Source organism: Paenibacillus sp. Marseille-Q9583, from assembly GCF_976954365.1.
Map to the genome: position 1 here is coordinate 310193 of NZ_CDRJTB010000001.1, position 21000 is coordinate 331192.

The window sequence follows — 21000 nt, forward strand, 5'->3', positions numbered from 1 at the left end:
TGATTCTTTCTTTTATATCTTTTTAACAAATTCGGATTTTAATTTCATAGCTCCAAACCCATCAATTTTGCAATCAATATCATGATCTCCGTCCACTAAACGGATGTTTTTGACTTTGGTACCTATCTTCAGAACAGATGAGCTTCCTTTTACCTTAAGGTCTTTGATTACAGTTACTGAGTCGCCGTCGTTTAATACATTGCCATTGGCATCTTTGATAACCTTTTGATCTTCACTATTCTCAGACTCTGATTCTAATGTCCACTCGTGTGCACATTCCGGGCAGACTAGTAGACTTCCATCTTCATAAGTGTACTCAGAATTACATTTCGGGCAGTTCGGTAAATTAGACATTGTTTCATTTTCTCCAATCGTAGTTCAAATTCTAGCTGTCTTGCGGCTAATCTTTAAAAGTATATTTCATATTCATGAAGGAATCCACTATATCCAGATAGTAAGCTTGTTCCACGTTTATTAAAAAACAAACTACCAAATATTATCTTGTATATATTTTCACAATTGTCTATGATAATAATGTAAAATTTTCATATAAATACATAGGAGAGTGAACAGTGATTAGTCAAAGGAGTGTCGCATTTTCCATTATATTGTCATTAATTACATGTGGAATATATGGAATATTTTGGTTTATTGTTCTAACGAATGACGTAGGAAAGCTAAGTGGAGACTACACATTCACAGGAGGAAAGCATTTTCTTCTAACATTGATTACTTGCGGGATATGGAGCCTGGTTTGGGCCTACCAGATCGGTAAACATGTTGCAGAAGCTCAAAGACAACGCGGCTATCTCGTATCCGATAATTCAGCTCTGTACGTGATCCTCACAATCTTTAGTTTTGGTATTGTCACATACGCTTTGGTGCAATCTGATGTTAACAAATTGGTATAATTTTACGACTCATAGAAGGACACACCCTAAACTATTTTGGAGTGTGTCCTTAAGTCTCCTTGGCTTACTGTATTTCACGGTATGGATGCCTTTAACCAATCTAGGTATACCTTGTCTATTTCATGAATGGACTGGATTTTATTGTCCGGGATGTGGAATCACAAGAGTTATTCTATCCTCGTTAAAGTTCGACTTCGTTCAGGCGTTTAGATTTAACCCGTTGCTATTTATTCTAGCGCCTCTGTATATGTTGTATAATTACTGAAAAGAAACGTATCCAACCACTTAGCCATGGAATTATGGCTGTGATGTTGATCCTAACCGTTACATTTGGAGTACTGAGAAATTTTCCGATGTTTGATTACTTGGCCCCTACAGTAATTCGTTAGCATCAACTATGTTTACATTATAGCTTGAAGGCGCACAATCGCTTGAGCCCGGTCAACCACCTCTAATTTGCTATAAAGATTACTAATATAGTTACGGGCTGTCCCCTCCGCAATATGCAGTGTATCGGCAATTTCGCGATTGTTAAGTCCCCGGATAATGAGCTGCGCCAGCTCCTCTTCCCGTTCTGTCAGACTCATACGATCTACATTGGATCTTTGCCAATGTTCGTACTCCTCCGTCAATCTATTCATCCTCGTCGCCAATTTGGCTGCTACCGGAGCTGGCAGAATAAATTGCCCGGATATCGTATCACGGATCGAAGAAATCATTTTATCAGCATCCATATCCTTCAGCATATAGCCGCTTGCTCCAAATGCCATACCCTCAACAATATAATCGGTCTCTATAAAAGTGGTTAAAATCAGAATGAATATATCCGGACGTATCTGCTTGATCCGTTTTAGTGCACTGATCCCATTCATGATTGGCATTTGAACATCAAGCAGTACCAGATCGGGTTGGAATGCTTCCACCATCTCGCAGGCCTCTTCCCCGTTCTTGGCAGCGCCGACCACCTCCATATCATCCTCCAGATCCAGAATGGTACGAAGTCCTTCACGCGTCAACAATTGATCATCGGCAATTACAATCTTTATCTTACTCATTTTCTATTCCCAACCCTTCGCATTGGCAGATCGATTTCCAGTAGACAGCCCTCATTCATTTCTGAATCGATGGATAAGCTACCTCCCAGTTGCTCCACCCGTTCTTTCATCGTCCTAAGTCCAAAACCCATCACTATATGACTATCTCCTGACCCACGATCTTTGAGCCTAAACTGTAAATTTGCTCCGACAGACTCCAGACTAAAATGAAACTCCGTACTCTTACCGTGTCTGATTCCGTTCGTTAGGCCCTCCTGCAAAGCATGATAGATGGCCTTTTTATAGGCTGTTGACATGGCCTCCGGCAGATCATAAATAATGGCATGGACTACAACGCCCGCATTACGTTCAGTATCGCGTATCAGTTGCTTCAACATGACCGTGAGGTCCGAATACTTGTCCTCCTTCAGCATATGGACAGAGCCGCGGATTTCATTCAAGCTATGCCGAACAAGATCCTGTGCCTCAACCAATCGCTGAAAGCCACTATCTATATCTTTTTTCTGAAGCAGCCGCTTGCCAGCTTCAATCTGCAGAATCGTCGATGTAAGTGTATGCCCAACAATATCATGAATCTCTTGGGCAATACGATTGCGTTCCTCAAAGACGGTAGCTTCGGCCAAAGCCGCAGATGTTTCTCGCATCGAACGCTCCAGACTACGAGTTCTTTCTACAACTTGGTCCTCTAGATTTTTTTTAAGATATTGGATTCCCGAATACAGCTTGGCGTTAGCGATTGAGATTGCGCATTGTGAACCAAGCAGCTTGAGCACATCGAGTCTACTTGGCGTAAATACACCCGGGGATAGGTTATTCTCCAAATAGAGCAAGCAAACCAATTTATTCTGATTCATGATAGGAAGACAAAGAACCGATTTCAGTCTATTCTTCCTAACGTAAACGTTACGCGTAAATATCCCCTCACTGAGCGCATCATGTAATACAACCTGCTCCTGTGTTCTTGCTGCATAGGCTATGATCGCTGCCGGAACAAGATCTGACTCTTCCCCGAGAGGAACAGATTCGATATGCTGAGCCTCTGAGGTACCGTAAGCTTCAACCATCCATTTGCCATCATGATCAAAAATAACTGCCCCATATTCGGCCCCAGCATTATGGAGCATGATCCGCATCAGCGTGGCCAATAATCGACTCATCTCCATCTCGCCCGATAAAGCTTGAGCAGACATAACTACAGAAAGGGAATCTACTCGATCGAGCCCGGGCTCCCGTTTAATATGCAGCAAATGACTATGCTGCTGCTCAAGGTCAGCCGCTTTAGCCTTTGCGCCCCATTGCAGATAAGCCTCGTAGGCCTCAGTCATATAGATTCTTGCTAGATGTAATTTACCATGACGAAGTCCATATTTGCCGTAGCATTCCGCCGCCATCGCTAAATCGTGAATATGGCCGTTGATACGAGCAGCCTCAATAGACTGCTCATACAAGGCTTCAGCTTGTCGTGGATCTCGCGATAGGCGAGTCAGCTCAGCCTTCATCAACAAATATTTATGCTCATAATTTTCCGGGCAACGCTTAGCAAACTTTTTCATTTTTTTCAGCCGACTGTGCATTTTTACCCGGTATACACGTTGCTCTTCAGCGTTATATTCCTCATACAACTGAGCCCAGACTAAACATTCATACACGGTCTGTATAGGACTGTCTAAGCCATCTTCACGTGATTTTATAATGGCAGCTGATTTCGCTAATGCCTCACTGGCTTCGCGGTACTCCCCAAATACATAACCTGTCAAATATCGGTGTATCCAGACCATTTCTTGTATAAAATTAAAGGTATCTCCATGAACCGATTGTGCAAAATCAGGTTCGCTAATCTCTGCGATGTTAAATGGATCATCTAGAGAGCGATAACCTGTCAATCGAACTAGAGTAGCTGCAGCTATGATAGCCTGCTTACAATGAAGACTGTTGTTATGGCGCAGCAAATCACCGGAATGAGCAATTAACCGATCATAGATATCGCCTAACGGATGGCCAAATTGCAAAAGGGAGGCACAGTTGATTAGCACACTCTGGTTGCCCTTCCATAAGTCACCTGATTCCAGTCCCACTTTACCTGCTTTATCTGTAAACATACGGAGCATAGCTGGATCATAATGCCGCCAGCTATCGTAGCACATTGCGAACGCAGCTAAGGTTGTCATATGCACTTTCGGATAGGGTTCCGATAAGCTGCATGCCAGCATGGCCCATTTAAATGTTTCTTCATCATTACGGAAGTAATAGTATTGAAACATTGCATAGCCTATGAATCCAATGGAAGCCTCCGGAGTCATCCCATAATCGAGCGTCAATTCAATCATGGTGAAGGAAGAAGCGAGCCACCCATCTCGGTTGACATAGAAGCAGGCATTGCTCGTATGATCTAAAGTGGTCATTGCGACTCTACGAGCCTCGTCGGTCATCGGCGGTAAAAGATTAAGCGATTCGAGTGAGACCTTCTGTAATCTGCGCCGCAATCTTAACCATTGAAGCGTCAATTGAACATAGCTAGGATCAAATTGATGGCTCACTTTCAATAGCGATAATGTATGCCGACCTAAGGAGATAACCTCTTCATGGTTATCATTACTTGCTTCCAATTGAACCTTCATCGCGTAGATGTAAGCCTTATCCGTATTTGTCGCAGCCTTATGGATTAACAGATGAAATAATTCATTGGCCTTATCAAAATGTGAACATAAGTATTCGAGCTCGGCCCTCTCACGAAATACCCGGAAGGTTAGCCCATAATGCTCCTCCCAGCTCTGCTCCTCTAGTATCGCTGTTGCCTGAAGCATATATTGTAAGGCTGTCTCATGTGCAGTCGTTTGCTTCGCTTTTATCCCTGCCTTTAAGTTCAGCTCTACCAGTTGAAGCCTCTGTTCGGGGCGATCTATCCATGTAAGCGCCTGATTGAAATGATGGACCGCTTCAAATAGAATCGTTCCTTCACTAAGAGAGCTGCGGCCTAGACATAGCATGCCAATCCTCCAATGTAGCTCTGGGCGTACCTCTTCGGGAACAAGAGCATAAGCCGCCCGATGAATGCGGTTGTGCTGGAATTTAAAATGCGTATATTCCTTCCCGTTAACAGGTTGTAGCACACGTCCATTTACAGCGACTTCCAACGCTTCGGTCAATGTCTCTACCGGAATCTCCGTAATTTGGGCAAGCGTACCCACATCAAATATGCTGCCCAGTAATGCAGCTCTACTAAGTGCATACACCGTCTGATCAGGAAATTGCTGTAACTTACTTGAAAGATAGGCTGCTGCATTATCAGGAACATTCAATTCAGTAATGCGCTGGAGGTCCCATTTCCAGCTTCGAAGATCCTCGTCAAATTCCACTCGCTGATCATCAATTAAATCCTGAAGGAATTGCTTAATAAATAGTGGATTCCCATCTGTCTTATGCAAAAGTACCCGCGCTAACTCGTCCAAGTCAGCAGCCTCGTAACGCATAACATCCAGTAGCAGTTGTTTTAAATCGGTGAGTTCAAGCGCTTGTAGAGATATTCTACTCATCACTACGTTACGGTCTATCAAATGCTTTTCCAGCCTACTGAGTGGGTGCAGCCTCGTGATTTCCCGATCACGATAGGAAAGAACGATTAGCAGATGACTCGTGGCCGTGTCCTCTATAAGTGAAGTGAGATATTGCAGCGATGTTTCATCCGCCCATTGCAGATTGTCCAATATCAAGATCAAAGGATGATCTTCATGGGGAAAGAGTTGAATAAATCGGCTCATAATTAATTGAAATCGATGCTGAGCTTCCAGCGGCGGCAACGGAGGCACGGAAGGTTGGGGGCCAATCAAGAGCTCAAGCTTAGGGACAAGTTCGATCAATAATTGCCCGTAACTGTCCACTGCTTGTAAAATACGCAGCTTCCAAACCTCCACCTGCAGCTTCGTTTCCATCAGCAGTTGACTGACCAATTCTTCTATAACTTGATGCCAGATGCCATAAGGGAGTGAGGTATGTAGAGATTCGAATTTGCCTCTGGCGAAAAAACCATCCAAAGAAATCGAATTTCTAAGCGTTTCTTTTAGAAAGGTCGTTTTGCCGATACCACTCTCACCACTAAGCCAGACCGTCTTTACAGCACCTTGTGATGCTCGTTTCAGTGCTTCTCGTAAGCTTAGTTTCTCAAAATGTCTTCCGTAGAATCGTTCCGATACCATCCAGCGTTCCGGAATATCCCAGCTTCCTAACAGGAAGGGCTCGATGTACCCGTATTGTTGTAGGTGGGATAGACATTCCTCAAGATCCGACTTGATTCCAAAGGCGCTGGCATATCTCGCATCAGGCATCTTCTCCATGCATTTACCAACAATGTCAGAGACAGATAGAGGGATAGTGGGAAACCTGCGATGTAAAGGCTCAGGTGTATCTGCAATATGACGATATACAATATCAACAACATCATGAAGCTCAAAGGGGCGACTGCCTGAGAGACATTCATACATAATGACTCCAAGCGAATAAAAATCAGAACGATAGTCCGGGTTCAACCCAGTTCGACCCGTTTGCTCTGGCGATATATAAGGAAGCAAGGTATCCGGCCGCCCGCTTAAGGGTAACAACGGACTAGTATTATTTTCAGTAGAGCACATTCGTATATCAATAAATTTCACTTCAAAAGTAATTGGATTGACGATTAGATGAGCGGGGGTCAGTTCATTTAGTGTTATTTTTTCACGATGAATTTGCATAAGGCAATCAGCAACAGCGATGGCGATCCGAAGCAGCACTGGAAGCTCCAGTGAATCAGGTGTACGCAGTATCTGATCCAGCGTACTCCCCTCTATATCTTTTAGGAGAAGGACTGGCCGATCCGGTGTGATTTCCAGGCTATATGCCTCGATTGCTCCACGACCGCTAAGTCGCTTAAGCATGTCATACTCATGACGAAAAGCATCAACCATAGTAGATCCCGGGTACTCGCCTGTAGTTGTCTTGGCAATAACCCTAAGGCCATCTTCTTGACGTAGGAGTCTGTACAGCCTGATATCTGAGGTAGTCTCTATCAGATCTAAAGTTTGGTATCCTTGCAACTCAAACATGAACAGCACTCCCTAGTTACAATTAGGTAGACAGAATAAGCAATCTCGCAAAGCAATTATACTCATTATATCATCTGATCTCGCCATACAATCCTATGTTGTAATTAACTTTGTCATCTATTTTGTCATATGACATCTATAAAATTGCATTGTGATAATATAGGAAAAATACTCAATCATCCCCACAGAAGGAGGATTCAAATTGCATCTTTCCTACATAGACTACCCTATGCTTGAGCACCTGTCCGATGAAGAATTACAGCAGTTAGCTCCAGAAATGCAAGAAGAGCATTATGAACCCGGCAAGCTTATCATGAAAAAGGGCGAGGTCAGCCAGCGGGTTTATATTTTGGTATCCGGTCAGGTACAAGTATTTATTAGTGCGGAAATAAAGGTAGAATTGGCTATACTCTCGAAAGGCCAGTTCTTCGGGGAAATGTCCTGTCTTACCGGAGACCCCATCAGCGCACATGTAGAAGCGATCGATAACGTTCATGTAATATCCGTATCCAGAAATGGCATGCTGCTGTTGATGGACAAAAATCGCGAGTTCCGGAGCCAGATCATCGAATCCATGATCAAGAGAATCCAAAATTGCAACGAACGTGTACTGGAAGAACACTCGAAAAGTCAGATCATCATGAAGCTTCATGAATCCGAGGAACAAGAGCGTTATGGTGAACTGATTGGAGAAAGCGCCGAAATGCGCACACTTCTCAGGTCGATTGAACATCTGTCGACGGAGCGGGTCCATGTTGCAAAAAAAGAAAAATTCAGGAGGTGTCCCAAGAGCTATGAACTGCTACTGAGACACCTCCTCGTATTTAATGCTAATGTTATATTTCTACTCATAACACATTTCATATTTCGTTAGCCCTATCGCGTTTGCGTACAATGCTGCCTGTGTCCGATCATTAACCTGCAGCTTCGCTAAAATCTGGCTGACATGCTTCTTCACCGTAAATTCACTGATATATAGACGTGCAGCAATCGTTCTGTTGCAAGCACCTTGTCCAAGTTCAATCAGTACTTCCTTCTCTTTCGGTGTTAACTCATCCGTCGGACTGCTGCCGCTAATACGCATCTTTTCTTCCATTAGACCAGGATCATAGTACTTTCTCCCTTTATGCACCAACTGGATAGCAAAGAGTAACTCCTCCGGCAGTGCCTCTTTTAGGACATATCCATCTACTAGTACTTCTTCAGCCCTCAAAAAATCCTCTCTGCTCGCAGAGGAAGTCAACAGAATGAACTTACTAACCATGCCGCGAGCACGTGCTGTCTTAATGATATCCAAGCCCGATTCATCAACAAGCTTAAGATCAATGAGAACAATATCTGGCTTTGTCCCTTCAATCACATCAAATGCTTCTTGACCATTCGTAGCTTCACCAGCGAATTGCACACCTGGCTGCATTGAAATGACAGATGCCAGCCCTCTTCTAACTAAAGGATGATCATCCACAATAACGATTTTCATAGAAACGCCTCCCTCTAAATCTCATGACAATCTTAATTCTCTATATCAAGTCCACTTAGGTTACCGTCCAATTAACTTCTGCCCGTTTGGCCCCTTCCATCTTGAGCAGGAATTCCGACTTAAATCCAATAGCCCCTGCAAATAAAAAATTAGGAAAAGTACTTATCATCGAATTATAGCTTGTCACATTTTCGTTATAGATACGTCTACTAGCAGATAGATTTTCCTCTAAAATATTTATCCTTTGTTGCAATTTGATATATGGATCACTGGCCTTAAGCTCTGGATAATAGTCTGCCTGAACATTGATCGAATGAACATACTTTTCCATTTCCACATATTTAGTCAGCTTCTCAACCGGAGAATGATGATCACTTAAACCCGCACCTATTCTATGTACTAACGCCAATGTTTCGTGTTCATGTGCGGCATAAGCAATAACCATCTCCGCAATTTCAGTTAAGGCCTCAAACCGATTCTGCAAATAAACTTCTATAGTAGAAAAAGATTCTTTTACACGATTACGCATGCTAAACAATCGAATGTAAGCAGCTATTAAATAAGCTCCGATTGTAAAAGCGATGACCAATCCGATTCCTAACATCTACATCACCTCTTGTGTATTTAATTGAATAGGCTGGAAGAGTTGGACCATCTGATTCATTATAATTAAAAGACTTGTCTGGTTATAGTGAGCGTTGTCATCACTTCTGTCATATTACAAAATGGATAATTTTATAATATAAGTATGTAAAAGGAGTTTTATAGCAGAGCAGAAGTATTCAGCAATGGATGAAACGTCTACTTGAAGAGCAACGGAGCCAAAAACGCTTAACACCTACCCAAACAACTACTATATAAAAACAGGCGAATCATGGTTGAATACACCACAATTCGCCTGCTTTCTTCTGCCTATGGGATTTAATTGTTATCAATAAAAGAAATTAATTGCACGAGATTACCTGCGACTTGGTAAGTTAACCCCAGCATGTAAGTTCCCTTCTCCTCGTTCGATAGGTCTATAGTGAACACATCCGGATTAGCTGCCCATTCATTCATATCAAACATGATTTCTTTAGATGTTCCAGTGTTTCTGACCCCTGCTGAATCAGGGATCACTTTACTGCCATCGAGCCCTTTCACCGGATTGGTCCATTCAACCACAGGTCCCTTAAATCCTCCCACTTCTACCACTTGAGGGTCAGCCAATAAGCTCGTTAGTTTAGTTAACCCTTGTAGTGGGGAGAAATCAGTGATTTCATTTCCAGTAATATCAAGTGTCTCTAGGTTCTTAGCATACTGTAGACCTTCCAAGGATCTAGCTCTTCCGGTCTCGCTCGTTAACGCTGTAAGGTTATACATATCCCCTAGCGTTAGTTCTCCAGTTACGCCTAACGTAGTCTTGATCGAAGCACTTAAATATTTGTCCGCAATGGTAATGACTTGCGTAAGGTCTATTTCGGTCAGACCTTCTGTTGCTTGTTGTAACGCTGCTGAGGCTGCATCTATTTCACTTTGTGTGACAGAGGGATTAGTCAAAGCCGCTTCTGCACTCGAAAGGCTTGCCGTAAATGCCGCAATACTCTCAGCCGTGAAGCCTTCTAGAGAAATTGCTTTTGCCGCTGCAATGGCTTGCTCCAGATCCCCAGTGAATAGGTGATCTCCATTCGCAAAATGTAGTTTGGTTCCTCCCCATGTAGCATGGTCAGATCCGTTGCCATTTCCGCCGTCTGTAACGACTAATTTCAGCTCTTTAGCTCCGTTAATATCCAATTCGATGAACTTCTGCGGATCTCTGGAGCCCATAACCCCACTATCGAATTTCTTCTCTCCATCGACAAACACTTCAAAGCTCACCGAACCGACCGTACTATACATTTGTCGATCTACACCCACATAGGAAGTGAAGTAGTCCGCGTTCTTATCGCTTAGATCGTATACAATCGTCGAGTTAGAGTGTGCTCCAATCCCTCTCTCGTAGGACACTACTTGATTGCTCTCATCTGTTAATCTCAGCGTATTGGCACTAATAGATTTATCCTTCAAAGGTGCGGTATAGCTGTTCTGAGTAGAATTCCAGTCGTAATCCGTCAGATACGTAAAGTCCGTCATGTCTACAACGGCAATGGTTCTAGTCTTGGTGGTCGTATTTCCATCACTATCCGTTACTGTATAAGTAATCGGATACTTTCCAGCTCTGCCCAATTTAACTTGATCTTCACCCGTAACCTTTACTTGAGCCGTCAAGTCACCATCTTCTGAATCTGTTGCCGAATAGTCTGCACCTACTGCTATCGCTTGGCCCACTTTGGTAGATACTGATTTAGCTATGGTAAGCTCCGGGGTACTGTTCAGAATTATAAACTTCGCATCAGCGAAATCACCGTGATCTGATGCATTTCCGTTGCCTGCATTGTCTAATACCAATTTCAATTCACTTACACCCTTCACAGGGATTCGAGCTAGTTTGGCTTCCGTGCCAAATTTCATCAGTCCGCTGTTATACACTTCTACCCCATCGGCGAAAATTTTGAAGATCACACTGGAGTTGTTTTGCTCCGGGATATTTCTATCAACCCCTACATACGTTTCAAAATATTCATAGTTTGCGCCCGCCAGATTATATACAATCTCAGAGTTAGCATGCGTTCCTAAGCCCTTAGCGAGCTCTTTGGTTACGCCATTTACAAGTAGTTTAATCGGATTGTTAGAACTTGCCTTATCCTTACGAACAACATTATAATCCGTTCTTGCCGACTGCCAAGCTGTATCACTCAAGTATTTACTAGCGCTATACACAACGATTGTTCTGGTCTGCACAGCTGTATTCCCATCCCGGTCTGTAACTGACAGTTCGACGTTGTAAGTGCCTGTTTTGCTTGAAGTAAAACCATTCGGACTTACCTCAACGGCTCCAATCAAGTTACCATCTTCCTTATCAACGGCTGTAACATCGGTCAAAACATCAAATTCACTGTTCAGCTTAATAAAAGTTGTCTCTTCAGGCACTGTGATAGTAGGCTTGCTTGAAGTATTCGTAAACTTCGCCTCCGCCCATATCGTATGATCTGAAGCATTGCCGTCTGTAGCATCTGTGGTAACCAGCTTCACTTCGCGCGCGCCTGTCACAGGTATTTTCACAAATTCATGCTCTGTCCCTGCCCGGAAAACATCGCTCCCGAATTTCTTCTCTCCATCTACATACACTTCAAAGGTTGCAGAGGATGGCTTTCCTTTCATCGCTTGATCGATCCCGATGTAGCTTTCAAAGAAGTCATAACCTTTACCCTCAATATCATAAATAACTTCAGAGTTCGCATGTACACCGATTCCCTTGGTATAGGTCGCAGCTAACCCTTGTCGAACAAGGGTGATGATTCCACCAGAAACGGCTTTGTCTTTCTTTAATTCACCCCAACCAACAACGACTGACTTGGCATTAAGATCCGAAAGATAAGCATAGTCACTCGTTACCGTAACCAGTGTAGTTTTGGTTTCTGTAACCCCTTCGTTCTTCACTTCATATACCACTTCGTAGTCGCCTTTTTGCGTTACATCAACGGTATTTGCTTTCAGGGTGACATTAGAAGTAATATCGTTCCCTTGGTAGTTAGTCGCTTTTACATCGTTCATCGGATCAAAGGTTTGATTAAGCTTTAACGTAATTTGATCTTCAACAGACAGCGCTGGCTTGAAGGCTTTAACCTGTACCGGCTTCAGTGGGCTCAGCTTCTTATCATAACCAACGATCTTGTACGTATAATTGATGCTGTTATCTACATTCGTGTCCACGAACTGGTCAGTCCCTGTAAACCCTACTAACTTATCGTCTCTATACACCTCATAACCTAAGAAATCTTTCTTAAGATCCTTATCCATACTGAAGCTTAATGTGTTCGATTTAGCAGTAATGTTAGGCGTGATATTAACCTTTATCGCAACATTCTTATCTGCTATTCCTGTTCCCTCATAATGAACCACTGAATTGTTTAAATACCAGAGCTTTTTCGGTGCTGGGTATTTAGCTAACTTCTCTTTCGTTTCAGGATTCACAGTGAAGCCATGTCTGGCAAAATAGCTACTTAAGTCTAACCCCAGCACTTCAGAGGAGAACTCCACCAAATACTGCTGCTTGGAATTGTCGCCGTTCGGAAGGGAGACCTTCCGCTCGCGGTACAGCTTGGTCAGTTCTGTCCAGTAACCCGGATGCGCCAATTCTAACTGCCAATAGGCACCAAGCTGTGCAAATAAGCCTTGCTGATTCATAACCACTTTATTTTCTTCGATTACATATTTATAAATATCACTTTCAAAAGGAATACGAGTATCCATCGAGTCCGCATAGACTGACATCAGCATAGACACCATATTATTGGTTACTTCACCATATTCTCGTTCACCCATCGCCAAGCGATGCCCTATTTCATGATTCAATCCCCAGCCTGGATAGACTTTGTTAAAATCACCTAACATCGTCCCTACGGTCCCAATTTGTATCCCTGTATGATCTCCCGCTGCATACATCGCACCATAAGGCTGCATCAATCGGATGTTCTCACGAATTAGCTTCGCATCATGAAGCACACTACTGCCATCCAAGCCATAGAAGTCAAAGATCGTCTTCATCCAAGTATCATAGCCGGTGACGGTACCCAGCGGATCATTTCCTTGCGTAATAAACTTGTTATAAGCTTCTGTCGCAGTTCCTGTGAAAATAACATGATCGCTGACCATTTCCACCACATCGATGAGCTCGCGATCTTGAACATTCGGATGCGCTGCCTTATCTTCATCTAATTTTTTTTATAGGTGGTTAAGAAGGCTTTGAATTGTTCTGGATCTGTGGTCCTGGTCATCATAGGGATCTTGGTAAGCCCCTCGAAGCGGATCATAGGTGCTTTGCCTTGTTCCTCTGCTGTATATGGATTGACGATATACACTGTACCGCCCTTAGTCACTTCATGTGCATAATAACTATTCGTAGCAAATTCAGGAACGGTTATAATGTTCTTACCTGGACGCAATTGCACACCTCTAGCCCAAACATTCCAAGCCGCCTCTTGTTGAGAAAAGACTAAAGAAGGTAGTTTATCGCTAGAAGCTGCGTCCACATAAACGTTGATCGTATCTCCAGGCATTGCAACGAGACCTGTAGGCTGGTTGTTCGTACCGAAACCAATTCTCAGGTTTTCCTGCGCATGCTTTTTCATATCTCCACGTTGTTCCGCCTCAATGATGGTGCCTTCGGTTTGAACTTCACCATTCACTAGCTTCTTAGCTAAATCCAAAGAATCTTTCAGGATTGGATAGAGCGGATGTACTTTTGCCGCTTCTTCTAATTCATTGATTGCTTCGACGCTATTATAAGCAGGAACAACCGCACTCATCGTGCCATCTGTGAAAATACCATTTACAGCTTCGCTTACTTTATCCTCTGTATAAAATCTAAATTCAGCTGCAAAGGGTCTGTTGATATTGGCTTTTGTGAACTTGAATTTCAATCTTTTAAACTTCGTAGGTTCGAATTTAAACTCCAGAAAGTCATTCGTACTAGTCGCGGTTCCGCTAGATACGAGCTGGAAGGTCTCTCCCTTACTTGTTTCTGATGCATAAATTTGAAAAGCCTCTGGAAAGCCTTTGCGGTTATCTCTAGCCAGGAAAGCCACTCTATCTAGTATTTTCGCTTGCGCTAACTCAAACACAACTTCATTCGTGAAGCTGTCATCATTGTTTTTATTGGTTTCCCAGTGTGTATTCGGTTGGTCATCGAGTATGTATTCAGGTTTCGTACCTGGATAGCTTCCACCGTTCACCGTTACTTTTGATACATTAGAGTTAGGCATTCTATAAGCTTCGCTATAGGCATTTTCATATGCTGTACCATAGGCTTTTAGCTTCGAAACCTTAGCCGCTGTTGCCTCTATTTGATGATTCTCCAGAAGTACTTTTGCATTCTCTATATCTGCTTGAAACTGTGCGTACAGTGGATGTGTCTGCACTTCTTGTTCTAAAGCCGTTAATTTCTCCACCGTATTAAATGCTGCGCTAACTTGACTCAAGGTATCATCTGTAAATAAATTTTTCATTTTAGCAGATACGGTATCTTCTTTGTAAAAAGAAAACTCAGCTGCACTCGCCCAATCTTGGTTAGCTTTTTTGAAGACAAATTTAAGTCTCTTGAAGGTTGTAGGTGCAAACTGAATCTCTACTACGTCACCTGCTCCGCCTTTATATTCTCCAGAGGATGCTAGCGTAAAATCGCCTGCATCCGTTGTTGAACCATAAATATCAAATTCCTGAGCAAACCCCTTCCCCTTTGCACTGGATTGTCTTGCAGCGTATACGATTCTATTTAATTCAGTGGACTCATTGAAAACAAAGACAACCTCATTCGTAAACGTTGAACTATTCGGTTTGCCCGTTTCCCAATGCGTACTCATATCGCCATCCATAGCCTTAGCTATAGGTGAACCTGAGTAGTTACCACCGTTATTGGTAATGGATTTAATATTCGCAGGATTCATTCTAAAAACATCATTATAAGCACCTAGGATAGCCTTGCCGTACAGATCAAACGGAATAACTGACGCATTGCTGAATAGGTTAGCCTTGCTTTGTACTACAGTGTTCACTACAGTGTTCACTACACTTACCTTGCTTACATCACTTGCTAAAGCATAACCTGCCTCACTCGAAAAACTGGCTAACATGGCTGCCGATGTAGCGATCGCAATCATTTTCCTCATCTTTTCTACCCCCCAGATGTAATATGAATCTCTTCCGTGCCTAAAAATAGACACAAAAAAAACTACCCCAAAAGAGTAGCTTGATTGCGTATAAAGTCGCATAAAAACTAAGACTTAATTTTTATTAAACCTTAAGAACAAAAAGCGTAATACACTCTTTGGCAGCTGGCTGACAATAGTTATGATAACCTTAGTCCCTATAGCTTTGCGTCCCTACATTTCCATAGGTTTGCCTATGAAGTTTCGAATACATTACAAAGAGTAACATAACGCTACATCTGATCGCATGATTAATTGGTATGAAATCCGAATAGGTAATTGCAATTACTTTTTCTATCGTGATAGATATTCTTTATCGAGTATCCCGGAAGAGAGAGGAAACTTTAGGACTGGAGGTCTACTTAACTCCCCGCACCAAACAAACGCCGGAACCAATTCCACACATCGCCCGTGATGGGAATTAACCCGAAGCCATGCTCGCCAACTGCGATTAGACCATATGCCCATTGGCCAATAGCTACTGCTCCCCCAGCAATCCGTCCTATGGCTACCGCCCCAAATGCCGTATCACCTATGGCGACAGCTCCCAACGCTTTTTCGGCTATCGCGATCGCGCCTACAGCCACTCCTGCAATGGCAATCGCCCCAGCCGCGAAGCCAAGCCAGCTAATTGCTATCGCTCCAAGGGCTAACCACATTCCTAGTGATATTGCACCCACGGATAGAACCCCTACGCTTATCGCACCTATGGAAATCAAGCCTACAGCTACATCTCCAATAGCAATTAATCCAACAGCTGTCTTCACTTGTGGCTTGCTTCCGTGACCATACCCCTGACCTGAGTATCGACCCAAATTGCTGCGAATACTTACCACCGGAAATGATGGAGACGGCCATTGATAATCAATTTCTCGTCCACCTAACCCTCTAGAATCCGCCCAGCGTGTGATGTACTTATGCCATTTCATATCCATCCCGTCCCCCTTCTCAATTACCTTAATTATACAACCCCGGGGGTTGGCTGTACTCAGACTCTAACCTGAAATTCACCTCATCCTCTAGACGGAGTTATACTCATTAGGATCACTGTTTGGGAATAGGATCAGGCTTTCCAAATAAATATCCCTGAAACAACTGATAACCACTCTGCTTAAGCCATTCAAAGTCCCCTCTAAACTCCACACCTTCTGCTAAAGGAATGGATTGAATTTCTAAAGCTTTTTCTAAAAATTGTTTAGCTATTTTCTGTTTGTTCAGATCGCTGGACACACCCTGAACATATTTCATATCCAGCTTCATGTAATGGGGTTTAAGCTCCAATAACATCTCGATCGTGCTGAAACCCTCGCCAACATCATCTAAAGCGTATTCAAATCCCCGATCCTTGTAATATGTCAAAATAGCTTTCAAATGAGCGAGATCATCCACTTTCTCCGTCTCAACAACTTCAAAGACAAAAAGAGAGGAATCGGCGCCTAATTGATTAGCCAGTTCAACGGTTGATCTTAAGCAGAACTCTGGCGCGTAGATCGACGTTGGGATAAAATTAATAAACGTTTTTTTATTTAAGGGTGCCGCATATTTTACAGCAGTCATTCTACATAACCGGTCTAAAGCATATAAACGCCCACGATTCCGTGCCGCCGCAAAAATCTCATTAGGATAGATAAGGGACCCATCTTCTTTTTTAAATCTGGATAGGAGCTCGTATGCAAAAATCTCTTCCCGTACGTTCACAATCGGTTGGAAGTGACAAGTAACTAAGCCCTTAGTTATAACCTCATCAATCCACTCCATATCAAGTACAGTAGGTAATTCGGATAGAGGTCTCCATGTTTGGTCATCTATACGGAATTCAAACTGCTCCGACTCCATATGGTCATTACAGAAATCTAGGAAATCCCTCACCCCAGCCTCCTTAATCGTAATCACATTTTCTTCTACCTTATGTATCGTATTACTTCTACTCAAGTGATGAATAACCTCAGGTAAAATCCTTAGATTAAGCTCACCATGAGCCTTGATTTCAAAATTCAGCTCTCTTACTACACAATGATTACATGCCACATTCACAACCCCTTTAATAATCAATTCTCTGAAAAAGATCCTGGAACTGCTCATCTCAATCGAAATCCGTATACTCCAGTAAATACGTCGGGTCTAACACGGTGATCTGCTGATGTTGAATATCAATAATCTTTTGCTCTTGCAGATCTTTAAGCACAAGGGTAGCCGTCTCCCTGAGCGTTCCGATCATATCCGCGAACTGCTGATGGGTCAATCGAAGATCAATCCTCTGTTTGCCCTGCTCCTCTGCTCCGAATCTTTGGTATAGTCTTCTTATTGTAAATATCGCACGCGCTCTCGCATCATGAAATTTCATTTCATGTAATAACCGATTCGATAAAAATAAACGGTCCATCTGCAGCAGCATCAATTGTTCCTTAATCAACGGGTAGTCGGCAAGCATCTGCTCAAAAGGCTCACGTTTAATCACAAATAATACAGTATCATTCATAGCCACCGCAGACAGCACTCTTATATTGGAGGGATGGATCACTTCCAGATCGCCAAAGAAATCGCCTTTTCCAAAAAGATCTACGGTATGCTCTTTCCCTTTCGTGGTAGCGTACACTCTTATAATTCCCGAATAGATAATGTAGGCATGATCCCCCGGATCTGATTCTTTAAACACTAGAGTCCCCTTGGAATATGCCTTATAAGTGAATAATCTTGAGACCGCCTTGATCTCCTCCGAGGGTAAACCCTGAAAAAAGCGAATGCCAGTCCAAAAAGAAGCTTCCATCTCATTATTCCTTTCTAAAACATTCCATAGTTTTGTATGCCAACATACTGATAATAAATCATCATCCTGTTATATTCTATCGTGACGATGCCAAAACCAATAACAAAGGAGAACCTTCCATGAGATATAATTTTGACGGAAAAGGGCTTACCGAAACGCCAGAGATCGTGTTTGAGAGCAATCCTCTACTAGAACTGAGCATGTACAACAACCATCTTAAAGAAATCCCTGACCAGCTCTTCCTTCATGACGAATTAGAGGTACTTAATTATGCGGGTAATGAAATCGAACAGTTATCCGAGAATATCGGTCGCTTAGTTCACCTAAGAATGTTGGATTTAGGCCATAATCGACTCAAGGTATTGCCGGAAAGTATAGGAGGACTACGGGGGTTGGATTCTTTTCTATACCTAAGTAATAATCAGTTCGAACAGCTGCCGGAGCAGCTTTGTAATCTCCAGAAACTCAAGTATCTGAACGTAACAGATAATCATCTTAAGCAATTACCTACCCGTATAGGCGAAATGAGCAGTCTAATTGAATTGCGGCTTTATTATAATCAGCTAGAACGTCTACCTGATTCGATCACACAAATAAAAGGGTTAAGAGAGATTCATCTTTATGGGAATCAACTGGTCGTATTGCCAGAGCATTTGGGTGCTTTAGAAGAACTGCGGATACTCGATATGAGTGATAATCGAATCACTGAACTACCTTCCTCCATCGGTAAACTAAGCAAGTTAAGAAGACTTAACCTTCGAAAAAATAAACTGAATAAGCTGCCTGAGGAAATAGATCAATTATGCAGCCTTGTTGAGCTTGATTTAAGAGATAATAACCTGCAAGAAATCCCGAATTCCCTTTTACAGCTTGAACGATTAGAGAAACTGGATCTCAGATGGAATCACAGCTTGAAGGGAACAGATATTTTAGAGCAATTAGAGCAAAGAGGATGTATCGTATATAAATAACAAAAAAGCCCCCTGTTAAAGAAGCTTTTCACTCAAATCTATGCTATGCGTGACGCAGTTTCTCCCCTGTTCTTTAGAGGCATAGAGCGCTTGATCAGCTTTTTGCAGAAGGGTGGTTTCTGAATCGGCTGGAATAAATGTAGCTATACCAATGCTCACCGTAATCCGGCCCATTTCCCAAGTTGAATACGCGATAGATTGCCGTAAATTCTCAGCTATAATCTTTGACTCCGAGATGTCTGTATTAGGTAAAAGAAGTATGAATTCCTCACCGCCATATCTAACCGCCATATCCTCTTTACGAGATTGCAGTTTCAAGATACTCGCCATTTTCTCCAGTACATAGTCACCTGTCTGATGCCCATAGGTGTCGTTCACTTTTTTGAAATGATCAATATCTATAATACACAGCGAAAATGCTGCTTGAACTTGGCCATACCCTGCAATCTGCTCTTCCAGCTTCTCTTGAAAAAACCTTCTATTCTTCAGCCCAGTCAGCTTATCTGTATTAGATAATTCTACTAAAACGGCATTCATCTCCAGCAATTCAGCTTGCTTTTGCTCGATTTCCAGGTGAATTTGTTTGAGCTTTGCCAGCGCCTGATCTTTTTCCCAATAAGCCTCTTCTATTTGCTTCTTCGCAGATCTTAACTCTAGCTCATAATCAATACGTTTGCCCATCTGTACTAAAATACAATCAATGACCTCTACACCTTCACACTCAAGGCGTCTGCCATTTAACAAGTAAGGGACGGCTTGTCCCTTGCTGTCCTTCAAATTGATAAATAGCTCTTCTACATGTCCATTCAGACTGATAAAAGGATAGAAGTATGAATGAAAAATAAGCTTGTTTGCCGTAGACATGATAGATTCAAAATGCTTATGCACCAAATCAACCTGCTTATACCCCATACGGTCCAAGAACGTCTGATTTACATCCTTGATTATTCCTTCATGGGTAATAGAAACATAGCCACAAGGCGCATATCTTAATCGGTCATCCATGATCTAAATATCCTTTCAACACAGCATAATCTCATCTAGCTTACGTAAGATATTCATTAATTAAAGTGATGGTCTCCTCAGGATGGCTTATATGCGGGTAATGCCCTTTAGCCTCCATTAACCGGAAGGTGCTATTATTCAAGTGTTTATGTAGATATTCTCCAGCCGCTATAGGTACGATACTGTCATCCGAGCATTGTAGAATAAGTGTAGGGATTGTAGCCTTAGGTAGATCTCCCCTATGATCTGAAAAGAACGTAACTTCTGCAAATTCCCTTGCAATAACAGGATCTGCCGAGATAAAGCTGCGCTCCAGCTCTTTCGTTAACATTGGGTCAGGGTTGTTCATAGCAAGAGGTGCCATAAAGCTAGCCCAGCCAGCAAAATTCATCTCCATCATCTCCAGAAGCTCGGTAATATCGCTCTTCTCGAAGCCTCCGAAATAAGTATCCCCCTCATTTAAATAACATGAAGAAGGACCAATCATAATCATTTTATCAAAATAATCCGGCCGCTCAATCGAAGCAAGCATCCCGATCATAGAACTAATCGAATGACCTATAAAAATAATATCTTTGAGTTCCAACGTTTCGATGACATCCAATACATCCTGTACATAGCCGTGGAGCGTATGATATTTATCTGTTGTATATGCACTTAAATCTGAGTTACCTGAACCTACATAATCAAATAGAACGATTCGATATTTCTTCTCAAAAGAAGGCGTGATAAACTGCCACATGCTCTGGTCACACCCAAATCCATGTGCAAAAAGGATGGTTCTTTCTCCTTCTCCAATCACTTTTACATGATTCCGCGCCTTAACATCGTTCATTTCATATAACTCCCTCTATAGTTAGCATTCTCTCTATTTTGAAGGGTTAACCTGGAAATATCAAGAGCATAAAAAACTCCGCTAGAGTAATCTCTAGCGGAGTTTTTATGATATCT

General features: G+C 42.5%; 16 protein-coding genes and 1 riboswitch. Of the genes, 4 read left to right on the top strand and 12 right to left on the bottom strand.

All coding sequences use genetic code 11. From position 1 onward, the window contains the following. Positions 1-12: 12 nt before the first annotated feature. A complete protein-coding gene (locus ACWNM1_RS01320; protein WP_042131582.1) occupies positions 13-354 on the bottom strand; it encodes a zinc ribbon domain-containing protein YjdM in 342 nt (113 codons plus the stop codon). A 218-nt stretch (positions 355-572) separates the two neighbouring features. Here ACWNM1_RS01320 and ACWNM1_RS01325 point away from each other — a divergent pair, with 218 nt between their 5' ends. After that, a complete protein-coding gene (locus tag ACWNM1_RS01325) occupies positions 573-911 on the top strand; it encodes a DUF4234 domain-containing protein (RefSeq protein WP_052404459.1) in 339 nt (112 codons plus the stop codon). Between the two features lie 85 nt (positions 912-996). After that, a complete protein-coding gene (locus ACWNM1_RS01330; protein ID WP_449599407.1) occupies positions 997-1176 on the top strand; it encodes a DUF2752 domain-containing protein in 180 nt (59 codons plus the stop codon). 136 nt (positions 1177-1312) lie between these two features. On the opposite strand, the gene ACWNM1_RS01335 is transcribed toward ACWNM1_RS01330, so the two are convergent. Both ACWNM1_RS01335 and ACWNM1_RS01340 read right to left on the bottom strand, forming a co-directional pair. After that, positions 1313-1966: a response regulator gene (locus tag ACWNM1_RS01335; RefSeq protein ID WP_042192856.1), complete on the bottom strand. Its 654-nt coding sequence runs from the start codon at positions 1964-1966 to the stop codon at positions 1313-1315. Then, positions 1963-7041 carry an AAA family ATPase gene (locus ACWNM1_RS01340; RefSeq protein WP_449599273.1) on the bottom strand — a complete coding sequence of 1693 codons (5079 nt, stop codon included), beginning with the start codon at positions 7039-7041 and terminating at the stop codon, positions 1963-1965. The genes ACWNM1_RS01335 and ACWNM1_RS01340 overlap by 4 nt, the downstream gene beginning before the upstream one ends. Before the next feature lie 202 nt (positions 7042-7243). Here ACWNM1_RS01340 and ACWNM1_RS01345 point away from each other — a divergent pair, with 202 nt between their 5' ends. Further along, a complete protein-coding gene (locus tag ACWNM1_RS01345; protein ID WP_449599274.1) occupies positions 7244-7915 on the top strand; it encodes a Crp/Fnr family transcriptional regulator in 672 nt (223 codons plus the stop codon). Here ACWNM1_RS01345 and ACWNM1_RS01350 read toward each other — a convergent pair. From ACWNM1_RS01350 to ACWNM1_RS01380, 7 genes are all read right to left on the bottom strand, one after another. Next, positions 7886-8521 carry a response regulator gene (locus ACWNM1_RS01350; RefSeq protein ID WP_449599276.1) on the bottom strand — a complete coding sequence of 212 codons (636 nt, stop codon included), beginning with the start codon at positions 8519-8521 and terminating at the stop codon, positions 7886-7888. The genes ACWNM1_RS01345 and ACWNM1_RS01350 overlap by 30 nt on opposite strands. 55 nt (positions 8522-8576) lie before the next feature. Beyond that, on the bottom strand, positions 8577-9125 hold the full coding sequence (locus tag ACWNM1_RS01355; RefSeq protein WP_449599277.1) for a LemA family protein: 549 nt from the start codon (positions 9123-9125) through the stop codon (positions 8577-8579). Between the two features lie 317 nt (positions 9126-9442). After that, positions 9443-13255 carry an NPCBM/NEW2 domain-containing protein gene (locus tag ACWNM1_RS01360; RefSeq protein WP_449599409.1) on the bottom strand — a complete coding sequence of 1271 codons (3813 nt, stop codon included), beginning with the start codon at positions 13253-13255 and terminating at the stop codon, positions 9443-9445. A 59-nt stretch (positions 13256-13314) separates the two neighbouring features. Continuing rightward, on the bottom strand, positions 13315-15267 hold the full coding sequence (locus ACWNM1_RS01365) for a discoidin domain-containing protein (protein ID WP_449599279.1): 1953 nt from the start codon (positions 15265-15267) through the stop codon (positions 13315-13317). A gap of 157 nt (positions 15268-15424) precedes the next feature. Further along, positions 15425-15511: riboswitch (cyclic di-GMP riboswitch) on the bottom strand. 157 nt (positions 15512-15668) lie between these two features. After that, positions 15669-16241 (bottom strand): hypothetical protein, encoded by a 573-nt coding sequence (locus tag ACWNM1_RS01370; protein WP_449599280.1) that lies wholly within the window; start codon positions 16239-16241, stop codon positions 15669-15671. Between the two features lie 109 nt (positions 16242-16350). Beyond that, positions 16351-17334: an EAL domain-containing protein gene (locus ACWNM1_RS01375; RefSeq protein WP_449599281.1), complete on the bottom strand. Its 984-nt coding sequence runs from the start codon at positions 17332-17334 to the stop codon at positions 16351-16353. 55 nt (positions 17335-17389) lie between these two features. Beyond that, on the bottom strand, positions 17390-18073 hold the full coding sequence (locus ACWNM1_RS01380; RefSeq protein ID WP_449599282.1) for a Crp/Fnr family transcriptional regulator: 684 nt from the start codon (positions 18071-18073) through the stop codon (positions 17390-17392). Between the two features lie 119 nt (positions 18074-18192). Here ACWNM1_RS01380 and ACWNM1_RS01385 point away from each other — a divergent pair, with 119 nt between their 5' ends. Next, positions 18193-19044 carry a leucine-rich repeat domain-containing protein gene (locus ACWNM1_RS01385; RefSeq protein ID WP_449599284.1) on the top strand — a complete coding sequence of 284 codons (852 nt, stop codon included), beginning with the start codon at positions 18193-18195 and terminating at the stop codon, positions 19042-19044. Between the two features lie 15 nt (positions 19045-19059). Here the strand turns inward: ACWNM1_RS01385 and ACWNM1_RS01390 are convergent, their stop codons facing one another. Then, positions 19060-20049, bottom strand: coding sequence for a sensor domain-containing diguanylate cyclase (locus tag ACWNM1_RS01390; protein ID WP_449599285.1), 990 nt, complete (start codon positions 20047-20049; stop codon positions 19060-19062). 40 nt (positions 20050-20089) lie between these two features. Beyond that, on the bottom strand, positions 20090-20884 hold the full coding sequence (locus ACWNM1_RS01395; RefSeq protein ID WP_076298035.1) for an alpha/beta fold hydrolase: 795 nt from the start codon (positions 20882-20884) through the stop codon (positions 20090-20092). Between the last annotated feature and the right edge of the window lie 116 nt (positions 20885-21000).

Coding starts and splice junctions, on each gene's coding strand:
- ACWNM1_RS01365 (WP_449599279.1), bottom strand. CDS start 15,267: ATGAGGAAAATGATTGCGATCGCTACATCGGCAGCCATGTTAGCCAGT.
- ACWNM1_RS01350 (WP_449599276.1), bottom strand. CDS start 8,521: ATGAAAATCGTTATTGTGGATGATCATCCTTTAGTTAGAAGAGGGCTG.
- ACWNM1_RS01370 (WP_449599280.1), bottom strand. CDS start 16,241: ATGGATATGAAATGGCATAAGTACATCACACGCTGGGCGGATTCTAGA.
- ACWNM1_RS01380 (WP_449599282.1), bottom strand. CDS start 18,073: ATGGAAGCTTCTTTTTGGACTGGCATTCGCTTTTTTCAGGGTTTACCC.
- ACWNM1_RS01385 (WP_449599284.1), top strand. CDS start 18,193: ATGAGATATAATTTTGACGGAAAAGGGCTTACCGAAACGCCAGAGATC.
- ACWNM1_RS01320 (WP_042131582.1), bottom strand. CDS start 354: ATGTCTAATTTACCGAACTGCCCGAAATGTAATTCTGAGTACACTTAT.
- ACWNM1_RS01330 (WP_449599407.1), top strand. CDS start 997: ATGCCTTTAACCAATCTAGGTATACCTTGTCTATTTCATGAATGGACT.
- ACWNM1_RS01360 (WP_449599409.1), bottom strand. CDS start 13,255: ATGGTCAGCGATCATGTTATTTTCACAGGAACTGCGACAGAAGCTTAT.
- ACWNM1_RS01335 (WP_042192856.1), bottom strand. CDS start 1,966: ATGAGTAAGATAAAGATTGTAATTGCCGATGATCAATTGTTGACGCGT.
- ACWNM1_RS01395 (WP_076298035.1), bottom strand. CDS start 20,884: ATGAACGATGTTAAGGCGCGGAATCATGTAAAAGTGATTGGAGAAGGA.
- ACWNM1_RS01390 (WP_449599285.1), bottom strand. CDS start 20,049: ATGGATGACCGATTAAGATATGCGCCTTGTGGCTATGTTTCTATTACC.
- ACWNM1_RS01340 (WP_449599273.1), bottom strand. CDS start 7,041: ATGTTTGAGTTGCAAGGATACCAAACTTTAGATCTGATAGAGACTACC.
- ACWNM1_RS01355 (WP_449599277.1), bottom strand. CDS start 9,125: ATGTTAGGAATCGGATTGGTCATCGCTTTTACAATCGGAGCTTATTTA.